14 protein-coding genes are annotated in these 12,307 nt (G+C 57.4%); 4 read left to right on the top strand and 10 right to left on the bottom strand.

What is annotated here, in order from left to right; all coding sequences use genetic code 11:
* Positions 1–110: 110 nt before the first annotated feature.
* The 5 genes from NKH52_RS28570 to NKH52_RS28550 all read right to left on the bottom strand — a co-directional run bounded on the left by NKH52_RS28570 (position 111) and on the right by NKH52_RS28550 (position 5,304).
* Positions 111–862 (bottom strand): IS5 family transposase gene (locus NKH52_RS28570; RefSeq protein ID WP_352735610.1). Its coding sequence is split into 2 segments (ribosomal slippage): positions 111–532 and positions 532–862, totalling 753 coding nucleotides; the frame shifts between segments, so codons are not numbered across the junction.
* A 25-nt stretch (positions 863–887) separates the two neighbouring features.
* Positions 888–1,151, bottom strand: coding sequence for a hypothetical protein (locus tag NKH52_RS28565; protein WP_352735609.1), 264 nt, complete (start codon positions 1,149–1,151; stop codon positions 888–890).
* Between the two features lie 122 nt (positions 1,152–1,273).
* Positions 1,274–2,146 carry a hypothetical protein gene (locus tag NKH52_RS28560; protein ID WP_352735608.1) on the bottom strand — a complete coding sequence of 291 codons (873 nt, stop codon included), beginning with the start codon at positions 2,144–2,146 and terminating at the stop codon, positions 1,274–1,276.
* A gap of 151 nt (positions 2,147–2,297) precedes the next feature.
* Complete coding sequence (locus tag NKH52_RS28555) at positions 2,298–4,523, bottom strand: DEAD/DEAH box helicase (RefSeq protein WP_352735607.1); 2,226 nt, start codon at positions 4,521–4,523, stop codon at positions 2,298–2,300.
* Positions 4,516–5,304 carry a hypothetical protein gene (locus NKH52_RS28550; protein WP_352735606.1) on the bottom strand — a complete coding sequence of 263 codons (789 nt, stop codon included), beginning with the start codon at positions 5,302–5,304 and terminating at the stop codon, positions 4,516–4,518. The genes NKH52_RS28555 and NKH52_RS28550 overlap by 8 nt, the downstream gene beginning before the upstream one ends.
* Positions 5,305–5,746: 442 nt before the next feature.
* Between NKH52_RS28550 and NKH52_RS28545 the strand changes: the two genes are divergently transcribed.
* Positions 5,747–6,352: a phospholipase effector Tle1 domain-containing protein gene (locus NKH52_RS28545; protein WP_352735605.1), complete on the top strand. Its 606-nt coding sequence runs from the start codon at positions 5,747–5,749 to the stop codon at positions 6,350–6,352.
* Between the two features lie 2 nt (positions 6,353–6,354).
* Positions 6,355–6,933, top strand: a complete 579-nt coding sequence (locus NKH52_RS28540; RefSeq protein ID WP_352735604.1) for a phospholipase effector Tle1 domain-containing protein — start codon at positions 6,355–6,357, stop codon at positions 6,931–6,933.
* A gap of 313 nt (positions 6,934–7,246) precedes the next feature.
* Here NKH52_RS28540 and NKH52_RS28535 read toward each other — a convergent pair whose 3' ends face one another.
* The 3 genes from NKH52_RS28535 to NKH52_RS28525 form a co-directional block, all read right to left on the bottom strand.
* Entirely contained in the window at positions 7,247–7,732 is a 486-nt protein-coding gene (locus NKH52_RS28535; protein WP_352735603.1) for a hypothetical protein, read from the bottom strand.
* A 4-nt stretch (positions 7,733–7,736) separates the two neighbouring features.
* Entirely contained in the window at positions 7,737–7,886 is a 150-nt protein-coding gene (locus NKH52_RS28530; protein ID WP_352735602.1) for a hypothetical protein, read from the bottom strand.
* Between the two features lie 584 nt (positions 7,887–8,470).
* Entirely contained in the window at positions 8,471–9,169 is a 699-nt protein-coding gene (locus NKH52_RS28525; protein ID WP_352735601.1) for a hypothetical protein, read from the bottom strand.
* 922 nt (positions 9,170–10,091) lie between these two features.
* Between NKH52_RS28525 and NKH52_RS28520 the strand changes: the two genes are divergently transcribed.
* A complete protein-coding gene (locus NKH52_RS28520) occupies positions 10,092–10,853 on the top strand; it encodes a hypothetical protein (RefSeq protein WP_352735600.1) in 762 nt (253 codons plus the stop codon).
* 290 nt (positions 10,854–11,143) lie between these two features.
* Here the strand turns inward: NKH52_RS28520 and NKH52_RS28515 are convergent, their stop codons facing one another.
* Positions 11,144–11,737, bottom strand: coding sequence for a hypothetical protein (locus NKH52_RS28515; RefSeq protein ID WP_352735599.1), 594 nt, complete (start codon positions 11,735–11,737; stop codon positions 11,144–11,146).
* A gap of 135 nt (positions 11,738–11,872) precedes the next feature.
* Here NKH52_RS28515 and NKH52_RS28510 point away from each other — a divergent pair, with 135 nt between their 5' ends.
* Entirely contained in the window at positions 11,873–12,103 is a 231-nt protein-coding gene (locus tag NKH52_RS28510) for a helix-turn-helix domain-containing protein (RefSeq protein ID WP_202379836.1), read from the top strand.
* On the opposite strand, the gene NKH52_RS28505 is transcribed toward NKH52_RS28510, so the two are convergent.
* Positions 12,094–12,297 carry a helix-turn-helix transcriptional regulator gene (locus NKH52_RS28505; protein ID WP_352735632.1) on the bottom strand — a complete coding sequence of 68 codons (204 nt, stop codon included), beginning with the start codon at positions 12,295–12,297 and terminating at the stop codon, positions 12,094–12,096. The genes NKH52_RS28510 and NKH52_RS28505 overlap by 10 nt on opposite strands.
* Positions 12,298–12,307 lie beyond the last annotated feature (10 nt).

Genomic DNA, 12,307 nt, shown 5'->3' with positions numbered 1-12,307 from the left:
GGGCGTCCCTGAGGTCGAATGGAAGCCCCACGATGAAACGGTTCAGCTTCGGATGCTTTTCCAGCGCCTGCTTGATGGACTTATTGAGCTGTCCTAAGGCTTGTTGAGATTCAGCGTGAGTTTATGACGGCAGCTGCGAGGTTGATGAAGGCTGCGAAGCTCTGGTCGGTTTTGTCGGCTCGCATGGCGATACGCTTGAATTCCTTGAGTTTGCAGAAGAAGTTCTCGATCAGGTGGCGCCATTTGTAGAGTTCCTTGTCGAGCGGCAGGGGAAAAGTACGACGTGAGTGCTGTGAAATAACGATCTTGGCGCCGCGCTCATTCAGGTCGGCAATGATGCTGTTGCTGTCGAAAGCTTTGTCGGCGATCAGGCCGCCGAAACAGACACCATCGATGAGCGGTGCGACACCCACCGTATCGAACCGCTGGCCGGGCAAAAGAACAAAGCGCACAAGATTGCCAAGCGCATCAGTGAGCGCCAGAATTTTGGTGGTCATGCCGCCCTTGGAGCGGCCTATGGCCTGGCTTTGAGTCCCCCTTTTGCGCCCTGGCCGTGGCGATGGACCTTGACGATGGTGGCATCGACCATGGCGTATTCCATGTCCGGTTCATCCGAGCAAGCCTCGAAAAGCCTAATGAAAACATCGGCTTTGACCCAATCGCGGTATCGCTTGAAAACCGTGTTCCAGCTCCCGAAGAAGGCTGGAAGATCGCGCCACGGACTTCCTGTCCGCACGATCCAAAGCAAGGCTTCGATGAAGCGGCGATTGTCGCCACCACTTCGTCCAGGATCGGCTGGTTTACCCAGACAATGCGGTTCCATCTTCGCCCATTGGGCGTCCGTCAGCACAAATCGTTCCATCCAAAGCTTGAATCACAATCAAAGCTCATGGGGAATCCTGAATCTCAACAAACCTTAGTTGCGAACTGCCCAATTCAAAGAAATACTTCGCCTGCCAGCCGGTCTCGGTGCCGTCGCTGTTGCGCAAAAAGCATTCTACGCCCCCGTCGGCTCCAATTCCCTTGCGATAAAAGACTGCCCCCGGCTCGCGCGGCTCAAGAGATGCGAGCTGACAAAGTAGCTCTTCAAATCCTTTATCTTGACCACCGCCATGGGCACGAATCAGTCTAAAATCTATTTGATTCCGCATCTTCGGAGCTTAACTTGTTGCCGTAAAAAGAACTACAAATTGATTGATTCAGAATAGTCCACACACTGGATGTCCTACCCAGGAATTGGGTGTCGGAGCAACCGCCGGCCATTCCGAAGCTTCTATGAAATCAAACCGTCTATATCGATGGCGTCGAAGGCAATGTATGCGTTCACATGATTGAGGACTTCGCGGAACGACATTCCTATCAAGGGTTCTAAACCGGGCAGATGTTCAGCAAAGGCACGATGCAGGCCTACACGCGTGCGAATACTACCGTTTCGGTGAGCGAAGGCGGTTTTCTCTGCCGAGTCAAATCCCTTTCGTATTGCCATGGCGAGAATTTCTAGCACGGCCGGGTTCTCTGGCACCCGCTCTGCAGCTGCGAGCTTAACCTTCGCCAGCTCAGCTAAGGCTGTCGCAATCATGGGAAAACGACGGCTCGCAAGTTTCAGAACCAGGTCCCGAGTTCTTCCACAGGTCCCCACGTCGTCGGGAGCAACACCGAGCGCAATCTCAATTTGGTCAAATGGCTTGCCTTCGATCCAAGCGCGCAAGCCCAATTTAAGTCGACCAAATTCAGCAACTGTTGGCGGTCCCCCAGCCTTTTTGCCTCTCGTGACGGCGTTGATCACATCGGCATCCTTTTGAAGAAGGGCTAGGCGGGACTCTTCATCTTCGGCCAGATAATCCACCAACCAGTCACACCAACCGGTGACCGTTGAGGGGATAGCATCAAGGTTGCCATCCATCCGTACCCCCGCAGCTTGAAGCGCGGCTATAGGTATGCCTGTAAATGCGGAAATCCGCAGGGCATCCGCATCGAATGCTTCCACTTCGGCAGCCAGCGCAAGCTGCAGTCGGATGACCTTTTCATCAAAGACTTCAGCTTCCGCTCTCGCTCGTGCCTGAAAAGCCGCGAGCGATCGCCGGACTATCGCAATCGCAACTTCATTGGCAGCTTCTTCCGGTTCACCGGCGCGGATACGGCTCATAAAGTACCGAATATCCGTCTCAGCAACGTCTCCGCCCTGAATGCGGTCAAGGAGCGTTGTCAGGGGGTCTTCGATCCTCACACATTGGTCATTTGCGGGCAGGATCGATCTCAGTTTCGCCAGAGCTCGGGCCGAGGCCGTTCCTGCAGCGTCAAAGCCGACAAACAGGTTCCGGGATCAAAATGACTGTGCCGTTGGCTAGGTGACCGGCACGACCAGCTCTCCCTGCGGCATTGAGGAGCTCATGCTGCTTGAGGTCAGTCCTCCTCTTGTCGTCGGTCCGGACGTCACCGGCGATAATTGCAAGCTGCGCAGGCAAGTTCATGCCCTGCGCCAGCGTCGGCGTCGCGACAATAATTTTGGCGCCGTCGGCCCGTTGATAGACGGACTCAGCCAATCGCCTCTCTGCAGAAATCATATCGCCGTTGTGAGGCAAGGCACCCGCGCGGGGGTCGACGAGTGATACACCTGTTGGACCAAGCTCCAGCGCGATTTCAGCTTGCAGCGTCAGTTCACCCGGGATCAGATCCCCATTTAAGGGAAGTCCCTCCGCCATCGTTCGTGCCGCCGAACAAGCGTGGTCCGCTTGCTGCACAAATACGATGGTTTTGAGCCCGGCCATCGCCGAACGGGCTGCGAGCAATCCAGCGACGCGGTTGGCATTGGGGGTTGGCCCGTTTTTCCCGACAGCGATTGTTACCGGATCAGCCATCAGCTGCACCAAGGCCGTGTCGTTCGGTGCTGCCGGATTCCAGTTGTTCTGCAGGCCAAACAACGCGTGCGCGGCGACTTTTAATGGTGGTTTTGCAGGATGTAACCCGCGAGAAATCCCGCGCGCGTAATTGATGATCGGGTTGAGAGATCCCTGCGGATAGACAACCACCCCGCGAGCCTGGCGGCTAGGCTTCCAAAGGTCGTGGAAGAAGCTCGCCGGTCGCTGTGTAAGCTCCGCCAGCCAGTCTGCCATCTCCTGCCCGTTGGTGATCATGGCTGAGAGGAGGAGCAAATCTGCCTGTGGCGCGCGTTTGACCGAATGCAGCAAGCACAGCATCGCGTCCAGGCTTCGGGTTCCGCCACCGAGAGGACTTAGAATGTGGCATTCATCCAGAATAATTAGCCCAACTTCCGATACGTCTGCGTCAGCAAAGCTCAACATCGCCAGCAGCCGCTCAGGCGTCATAACTTCGATTTGGCTAAGCTCTGGACCGCTGGCTAGAACGGTTAAATCCCCATCGGCCGACACGGTGACTCCGCCAAGATCAGCCGGAAAGCTTCGTGCAAGATCGTCTCGAAGCTGATCCACGAGTGCCAATGTGGGAGCCAGGAAAATCACCTTGCGGCCAGTTGCCAGCGTTGCCGCGATCTTGAGTTCGGATACTGTTGTCTTGCCGGCACCTGTCGGCAGGACCATGACCGCAGAGCGCCCTACTTCAAGCAGGCCGCCCTCTATCGCCAGTCGATGATTGGGCCAAATCAGAGGTTTGGTTCGAGCCCGATTTTTGATCCATGTAACCCATATCGCTACATTGACGACCCCAGCCGGTGCCGGCAGGTTGGCCAAGCCCGAACCGTCCAACTCGTCTGCTACCAAGCGTAGCAGCCTTGCCAGGTGGCGGGGGCCTGTGAATGCCGAGATGAGCGTGGCGCCAGGATTTGGCATGGCAATGTCGCTCAGTGACAGCGTTTCCACTTGGGTGAACGCCTGCTGTGGTTGTTCAAAGCGTCTGAAGGCCGAGGCTGGTAAAGGTTGATTGAGGATATTGGAGACGAATTGAGCCAGTCCCGACCAACATAAGCCATAGAGGGCCTGGGTTGCCTGAAAATCCAAAGTCGTTTCCGGATTTGAGCGTAGTCCCTGTAGGCGTCCGGCTCGTTGAAGGATGGACTCGAAGCGCTCCGCGCTCAGATCTGCGATTGTTTCTAACAGCGCGGTCAGAAGAAGATCGTCTGTCGCAAGACCTTCCAACCGACGCCCAGCTTCCCGGGCATCGGGACTTTGCCCGGCGATCAAAAACAATAGGGGGGCTGCAACCAGTGGATGGATCGCGGATGCTAGCAGGAGCTCCGTAGCAGGCACATTCTCAGGGGAACCAACACGTCCGACAATTTGATAAGCCGTTGCCGCTACAAAAGCTGCGCCACGTCTTGCTGCGGGCTCTCGGGAAGTGTCGGCTATGGCCTCATAGATACTGGCGATGCCGAGGAGCCGATCCAGGTTTAGCTCGCGCGCGGCATCGGCATCCGGCTCTCCGATACGCAATCGTAGCGCCACCAGCTCCGCATATGCCTTGGTGAGCTCCTGCGGTAGATTCTCGGGCTCAATGCCCTCAACGGCTGGCGCGGTCCGAATAAGCGCGGCGGTTCCAGCGTCAAACATTGAATTGCTCGATCTTGGACCATACTACGGCGGCAAAAGCCTTAAACCATCCACGTACGTCATCCAGTGGAAACGTATCGCCGAACCGTGCTGCGACCTCCAACTCCAGTTCTTCGTAATCCTTGAAAAGTTTGAGGCATTCAGCCGCGGGAAAGGCTTGCGGACTGACTGTTAGTGCGGCGCGAAACGACAAAGGCCGCTTCAGAATGATGTCCGCATATGCCTTTTCGTGCTCCGGATCTGTCAGATTATAGCGGTCCAACAGCCCTATGGCGATTTGCATCAATTCGTCATCTCGCACCCCTGTAAACCAGCTTTTGAAGGCTGGGAGCACTTCGTCTCGAAACTTGCCACGGGCGTTGTCGGAGCATTTCTGTTCATAGACAGTTACGCTGACCAATTCACGTAATGCCGGGTCAAAAACTACCTTGACCGTGTCAGCGCCCTGCTGGGTGGCTCTTCGATGAGGATCGGAGAGCACCTCGTCGGGGCCAGCGCCCATCCTTGCAACAATCCAACACATTGTTTCGAAAAGTAAGCCGTCGCGGTGCCAGGTATCCACGCCATCAGCAAGCACAAGCTCTCGCTTTAGTCTTGCCTTGGTCGTCGCTAGAACGGTCACTGGGCCATGCTCTGCCCCATCGAGAATGCTGCCGACCCGGCGGGCGCGCCCTACCATGACAATTGCCATCAGGCTAGCCAAAGCATCGAGATCGTTAATAAACCACTGATGTCCCCCACACCTCGGGAGTACTGGACTATCAACGATAGTCACCGGCATCTAAATTCCCCCACCCTCATGCGCATTTCTTGCTTTTGTCGTTAGCTCGGAAGGACCACCGATCGCCGAGGCTCATCCAATATCTGCGTCGCATATATGAACCAAATTTTTATCCCAACGCACTGACTACCGCAGCAGGTTATTGAGAATAATATCCACATCCGTCCGGTTACATGAAAGTTACATGGAAACAATCGGACTGGATTGAAATTCTGTAACTTGTTGAAAAACATGGTGCCGGCAGAGAGGATCGAACTCCCGACCTTCGGTTTACAAACGGCTCCAGCGTTTGTCACCATCTGCGGCCGCGTTTCCCCGCCTTCTTAGCAAGTAAAATCCGGCGCCAGCCCCTTCGCGGTTTGACTAGTCGCGAGGTTGCTGACTTAGGGGCGCTGGACAGTCGCCATCTGCCGTGTTCTGTTTTCGTTTTCAAGGAAGCGAAATGGAATCACCATCGGCAGGAGCACTAGGCAAGAAGCGGCTGGCGGTGTTCCTGGACGGAACCTGGAACTCTGTGTCGGACAACACCAATGTCTGGCGCCTGCGCGCGCTGTGTTCAACGAAAGACACCGGCAACCCAGCCCAGCTCGCCTATTATGACATCGGGGTCAACGGGATCGTTGGCGGGGCCTTCGGAAAGGGCCTGCTGAGGAACATCCTTGATGCGTATGAGTGGCTGGTTGAAAACTACAACGACGGTGACGTCATCTTCGTCTTCGGCTTCAGCCGCGGAGCCTTCACGGCACGTTCGCTGACAGGCTTTATCACCAAGTGTGGCCTGTTGAAGCCGGGCGCCCCGTTGAGCGTAAACCAGCTGTTTGACCGCTACCGCCGACGTGACGCGCTGACCGTCTGGAAGCTCCATGACGACGTCGCCGCAGGGGCGCTGAAGGACCCTGCGCTGGAAGAGCGCTGGATGCTGAAATACTCCCGGCGCGTGCCGATCAAGCTGGTGGCCGTCTGGGACACTGTCGGCGCGCTCGGCATTCCTGCGTTCAGCTGGGACGGCATCAGCCGGACCAGCTTCCGGTCCTCGATACAGGCTTGAGGGTGCCGATCGAGAATGCGTTCCATGCGCTGGCCCTGGATGAGCATCGCAACAGCTTCATGCCAACACTATGGACGAAGAGAATTCCAAGCGATCCCAACGCGGTGATCGCAGCGCCGCGTCCCTATAGCAGTGTCGAGCAGCGATGGTTTGCAGGCGCCCACGGTAATGTGGGCGGCGGATACCCGAATGATCTGCTAGCGCAGGCTCCTCTCAGTTGGATCATCGATAAGGCCCGGTCCCACGGTCTCGCGTTCAGGAGCGAGATCGAAGTCGACGACGGGGCCCTCGATGCAACAATCGCGGACTCTTACCGGGAGTTCATGCGCGGTTCCTACGCCATCCTCAGCAAGAGGCATCATCGGCCCATTGCATCCCCTCCCGGCCGGGACCCGGATGCGACGTACATCAATGTCAATGAGACGATTGATGGCTCGGTCTTCGAGCGGTATCGCCATTCGTCAAGCTACCGGCCCGCCAATTTGGTTGAGTGGTCGACCCGCAAGGGCGTCGATCTTGGCGCGGTGACGGGTTGGGTCGATGCCGAACAACCTGGAAAGACGGTTGGCGAGATCCACTGACCGCCGGGTGGCGTGCAGCAGGAGCGGAACAGGCCGCCGACTGCTTCCAGGATCTGGCCGTTCAGGCAGACATGCAGAGCGCGAAAAGTGCGCCGTGAGCGGAAATGGAGCAAACGTCGTCCACCTAGTTTGCGCTCTGCCTCAGACGGGTGGGCGGGGAGCGCGAGGGGCGGGTCAGGCCGCCCTCGCCTGGCCTCTGCCGGTTCGATAGCGGCCTGAGGGCATTCCGAACGCAAAAAAGCCGGGGCATTTCTGCCCCGACCTTGAATAGCGGGCCGTGCTTACTCAGCTGCCATTGCCACGCCTTCGCTTTCTAGCTTGACCCGCTCCCGCAACGCTGTGGGGAGCCAACCCTTGCCATCGAGTTCCTTCTCGGCCTGCAAGACGCCTTCGGGTTTCGGGGCGCGTTCCACCGCGCGGCCTCTTCCGGGCACGCTGCCTCGCGCATCACTCCGGCGATATCGGCTTTTGACAGCCGCGAGAGAAACGCTTCTTCCGGTGTCCACCACAGGCCCATGTCCAGCCCGACCGCCTCTGCCATCAGGTCGGCTTGGGCTATGCGCTCCCTGCCGGTTTCGTGTCGGCCGACCACGGCATTGAGATTGGCGGCGGCCAGCACCGCCAACAGGTCAAGCAAGACGTCCTGCGGCTGCGCCACTAGCCATGGCCACAGGTCGGCGGGGTTTCCGGGCAAGCGGTGTCCCCAACCTTCCACTACCTCGTTCCACCCGCTTAACGCCCGGCAAGCCTCCGGCTCCTTGATGGACGGTACCAGATTTCGGCGCTGGCCGAGGCCCATGGCCTCATCCATAACCTTGTGACCCGTAAAGCCGCGAAAGGGGCCCGATGCTGGCGGCCAATTCGGCCCTAGCCATCTCGGAATTGACGCGGCGGACGTTGGCCATGCTCGGCACCAGCTTGCCGAGCGGAATAGTGATCTCTGCGGTATTCATGGACTTGCTCCTTTGATTTCTCGTTTCAGGTTCCCCGTTCCCTTCGGGTTCAGGTCCCCTGAACCCCTGCCTCGCGGCGAGCAGCGGGGAGCGAGGGGGCAAGTCCCGGGGGCGGAGGGGTCCCCCCGGTCTGCACGGAGCGAAGCGAAGGAAGATGGGGGAAACCGCCCGCAGCGGCTTGCGGGGAGAGAGGGCCGCGCGCCTCTTTCCCCTTCACAGAGGAACCGTGCCGCCAGGCACATCTTTATCGGCGCAGCCGCGCCGCTAAGCGGCCCAACAAAGAAGGGCGTACAAAGCGGAAGCACCGAGATGCCTGCCAGTGGGACCAAGTCAGATCGGTGCTGGAGAAAGTTCGTGGCCCTGAGACCGGTTCAACAGGGCGGCCGAAGGAGCGTCAGCATAGCGCCGCCGCAGGCGGGACGCGGGACTGACCACCCCCGGCGAAGGGCGCCACCTCGAATTCGACTGCGCGTCGGGGCTAAGACTTGTCGGCGGAAGTGCCCGTCGCCTGCCGTCTTTCAGCGGCCACGGTGAGCCGCCCTCCGAAATCGACGCAGATCCCAATGGATCAACTATTCCTTGGCCTAAGACACCCAGCGGGTCCTTTTCATGAGCTTGTCGCGCTCCCCAACGATATGGTTGAAGAGTTCAAATTCCTCTTCTGTGAGCAGCGAGTTGTTGCCCCATTCTTCGTAGCGCGAACGGTCAGCGCGGCGTACTTTCGCTTGGAGTTCGCCATCGGCTATGGTGATGTAATTGCGAACGATCGCGAGGATCTCCCTGAGCGGGAACTCTCCACCAAACTCGATTCCGGCGCTTGTTGACCGCTTTTTTTCAAAGAGTGTTTTAGCCGCCGCAACGACGTGAAGACGTCGTTTTCGATGCGCCAGAATTGCCCAAGCCTTCTTCATCTTGATCCTGAAGGGCGGGTCGAAAATTCCTACGGTGACGTCCACATGCCGCGTCAAAAACATCGCTCCCATCGGAAGATAGATATTATCCAGCCTCATCTTGTCACGTGCCAAGCCGCCGCGACGTCGCTTTATCAACACCGACACAAGGTCACTTGTGAGTTTGCAGACCGTGATTAATCCGAACGTGAATGCTGACGCGGGCAACCAGTCACGTAATGCGGAGGGGACCGGAACGGGAAAAGCAGGAAATTTCCAAAGTACAAACGATGCCCCTGCCAAGCCTCCCAGAAGCCAAATTGGCAGGCTCCGCAGTGCGTCGAGGATCTTCTGAAGAGCGCCTATCCCTGTGTCTAGATCTGGTCCAGGCATCTTTGATCCATCTTCAGTTTCCAGCGACGCTTTATGTCCATCGGTGAAGCCACAAGCCAGAAATCAGTTACCGGTCGTCTTTCATGGCCCGAGCAAAGGCCTGTTGAGCCGCCGCCGGGTTGCTAATCACCATAGCCCGGGCCAATTCATAGAAACTTTCGTGATCGATCGTCAGTTCTATCCGACTTTCGCCCAAGCCCGATGCGACGAACGCTGACACAACCACATTCGAGCTGTGGGGAGTTCCATTGATCGCTCCCGGGCGACCCTGCGCGCTCCATCTGTCGTCAGCCCGCTTATAGCGATTAACTGTCATAGTCATTGGTTTCTGCCCTATTTGCCGCTTCCAGCATAGGCCGGTGCCGGCTTATCCACCCGGAAATGCCGGTCACGCTCGACCGGCAGGTCCAAGCTGCCGCGAAAAAGAAGGGCATACAAGGCAAAAGCACCGAAATGCCCGCGAGCCGGACCAAGTCCATCGGTTCTGGAGGAAGTTCGTGGCCCCGAGACCGGTTCAACAGAACGGCCCAAGGAGCGTCAGCATAGCGCCGCCACAGGTGGGACGCGGGAAGACCGCTGGTGGGGGCATGTATCAATTGATAACCCAGCGGTGACTTCCGATCCAGCATTCTTCCTAACCGCCTGACTCCGATTCAGCTGTTAAACAGCACAAAGTGAAGGTGATCCACCATCCAAAGAAGCGAAAGTAGAAGATAATATGATCGCAATGCTATTTTAAGACTGCGTCTACTTGATTGCCACCGGCAGGAGGTTTATTCGAGATAGCTCATATGTCGAGGCGCCGCGCGAAGAAATAATTGCGTAGGGGGAGCCGAGCGAGCGGTGGGAGGGGATATTGCGAAAGATGGGCTTAGCCGCGGTTGCCGTGGCTATTGCGTTGGCGTCTGCATGCGGAACAACAATGCAGTTCAGCAAGATCAAGCCGATCAGCCGTTCCAGCATTCAGGCAGTGCGGGCCGAGGTAAAGCGTCAACTGAGCATCTACAACGCATACCAGGAAGATGCCGTCCGCAAGCAATTGCGGGTTTCAAAACCGATGTTCTGCGGCAATGGCCTCGTCTCTTATGACGTGACCACCATGAAATTTGAGCACGTTACCACAACAGAGGGCACAATCTCGGCGGGCGTCAGCGCATCTAAGATCCCGGTCGGCACAGCCGCTACCCTCGATATTGGCGCAAGCCAGTCCCGAACAACAAGCGACAGTCAGACCCTGACGTTCACCGACGACGTCCAGCGTAGTCCTGCGTACGTCGGTTATTACGGAGGCTCAATGGATGATTCTCCGATAGCCAACGTCTTGGCGACAATGGCGGAGACCGCCATCGACGGTGCGAACCAGCCTACCAATATCTGCTTCAAGTCCAGGGCTGGAGATGGAAATAGCTACAAGATCGCCATTACTGTCACAGATGACGGCAAGGGCAACATTGGCGTCGGCTTGGCACCCGCTGCTTTGACCGCCAGCGGGGAGCTCAAGAGTACGACGGGAAACACCATCACCGTCAGCTTTGGCCCGCACGACTTTACTAAGCCGTTTGGCCGGCGACCGCCCGCTCCAGGTCCACGTGACTGCGCGGGAGCAGGTACGCACATGGAAACGTCGCTGATGTCAACGGACACTTGTCACGGAAAAGGTGGGAACAGGAAGGCTACCAAATAGGCGCCCTCGACGAAACCATCAACCATCTCCCTTAGGCTTGCACGCCCGGTTCAAACTCCACCCCGGGTGCCGTCACCACCACCACCTTTTTTCTGGCGCTCACACGAGGTTTCTTTTGGCCAAGGGCGCGATGCCTAGCCAAAGTTAGCTTCCGACAGAGCTGCCCACATCGATCAATGAGCACGTTCTTTCCAGATTGCTTCGTTAGTCGCATACCGCACGAAATAGATCGCCCTAGCTTCACGCCAACATCGCGTTCAGTGACGCGTCGCCCTCTTCAACGCCAGCGTTTATTCTAGTCCATATTGTCCCAGTTCGGGCCCCTGCCCCAACCGCAGATCAGCGCTCGGCATTTGCAGACCGACGAAGTCGGCCCCCATTGCCTGATAACGCCTACAGTCCTCATGAACGACGGATCGCTCAGGCCGTTCAAGCGGCAGGCTCCCGGCGATTTGCTTCAAGTCGGCGAGGACCGAAGCAATATGCGGCCAGGGAAAGTCTGTTGGATCGTCGATATCACGATCTGCGCCAGCGATGATTTCTAGCTTGGCGACAACGCCAAGAAGCGACCGCGCCTGTACGTGGGGGATTCTGTCTTGAAGCCTCAGGGCAGCAGTGGTGGCCTCGACTTCCGCTTGGCAGGCGATCGAATAGCCGATCTTCTTATCCATCGCGTCCGGGGCCGCAGCGTCGAGAACGTGTATCTCTAGACGCTGTTGAAGTCGGCAAAGGACATGCGAGACATGCTGTGCTCGCAACCAGCCTTGGAGCAGTGCAAGAGCCGGGTCCGCCTCATTGAAACGCTCTACCCTGTGGGCCATCTGCCGTTGCCCTCGCCCGTGCGTGACGGAAGGCAAAGTCGTGCTATTGTCGGAATCAGCCATGATCCGAGCTCCTCAACAGCTTTGGCGTGGCCAGGCCGGATTGGTGTTGCATCACCCATCCGGCCGCCAAGTGAAACCGAGACTACACACAGTGCATTATCTAAGCAACCAAAATCACCATAAAATGGTGATTTTATGAATCCGGTGCAGTGCCGCATGGCTCGGGCTGCATTAGGATGGGGTGTTTTAGACCTCTCAAAAGAAGCCAAAATATCCACCCAGACGATTGTTCGCTTCGAAAGAGGCGAGGCGTTGAAGCAATCGACTGTGGATCTGATAAGAAGCACGTTCGAGAGCGCCGGCATTGAATTCATTCCAGAGAATGGCGGCGGACCTGGTGTTCGTTTGTCTCGCAATCAGAACTGACGGCCTGTTCGCCATGCAACGGGATCAGCTACCCATCGATTAACATCGGATTCCCTCCATCCCGCACCGTTTAAGCTGATCTTGATCTGAGCTGGGAACGTGCCTTCGGCGATCTTGCGATAGATGGTTGAGCGGGACAGGCCGGTCCGGGCAATGACGGTCTTGAGGCGAACAATACGATCCGGCTCGGACATAACTGCCTGC

The organism is Mesorhizobium sp. M1066, from assembly GCF_040318635.1.
Classification (GTDB): Bacteria; Pseudomonadota; Alphaproteobacteria; order Rhizobiales; family Rhizobiaceae; genus Mesorhizobium.
The sequence above is the reverse complement of the archived record's forward strand: the minus strand, read 5'-3'. Positions and strand labels throughout refer to the sequence as shown.

Excerpts from the sequence above, each read along its gene's own strand:
- NKH52_RS28565 (WP_352735609.1), bottom strand. The coding sequence starts at position 1,151 with ATGCGGAATCAAATAGATTTTAGACTGATTCGTGCCCATGGCGGTGGT.
- NKH52_RS28560 (WP_352735608.1), bottom strand. The coding sequence starts at position 2,146 with ATGAGCCGTATCCGCGCCGGTGAACCGGAAGAAGCTGCCAATGAAGTT.
- NKH52_RS28555 (WP_352735607.1), bottom strand. The coding sequence starts at position 4,523 with ATGTTTGACGCTGGAACCGCCGCGCTTATTCGGACCGCGCCAGCCGTT.
- NKH52_RS28550 (WP_352735606.1), bottom strand. The coding sequence starts at position 5,304 with ATGCCGGTGACTATCGTTGATAGTCCAGTACTCCCGAGGTGTGGGGGA.
- NKH52_RS28545 (WP_352735605.1), top strand. The coding sequence starts at position 5,747 with ATGGAATCACCATCGGCAGGAGCACTAGGCAAGAAGCGGCTGGCGGTG.
- NKH52_RS28535 (WP_352735603.1), bottom strand. The coding sequence starts at position 7,732 with ATGGGCCTCGGCCAGCGCCGAAATCTGGTACCGTCCATCAAGGAGCCG.
- NKH52_RS28530 (WP_352735602.1), bottom strand. The coding sequence starts at position 7,886 with ATGAATACCGCAGAGATCACTATTCCGCTCGGCAAGCTGGTGCCGAGC.
- NKH52_RS28525 (WP_352735601.1), bottom strand. The coding sequence starts at position 9,169 with ATGCCTGGACCAGATCTAGACACAGGGATAGGCGCTCTTCAGAAGATC.
- NKH52_RS28520 (WP_352735600.1), top strand. The coding sequence starts at position 10,092 with ATGCAGTTCAGCAAGATCAAGCCGATCAGCCGTTCCAGCATTCAGGCA.
- NKH52_RS28515 (WP_352735599.1), bottom strand. The coding sequence starts at position 11,737 with ATGGCTGATTCCGACAATAGCACGACTTTGCCTTCCGTCACGCACGGG.
- NKH52_RS28510 (WP_202379836.1), top strand. The coding sequence starts at position 11,873 with ATGAATCCGGTGCAGTGCCGCATGGCTCGGGCTGCATTAGGATGGGGT.
- NKH52_RS28505 (WP_352735632.1), bottom strand. The coding sequence starts at position 12,297 with ATGTCCGAGCCGGATCGTATTGTTCGCCTCAAGACCGTCATTGCCCGG.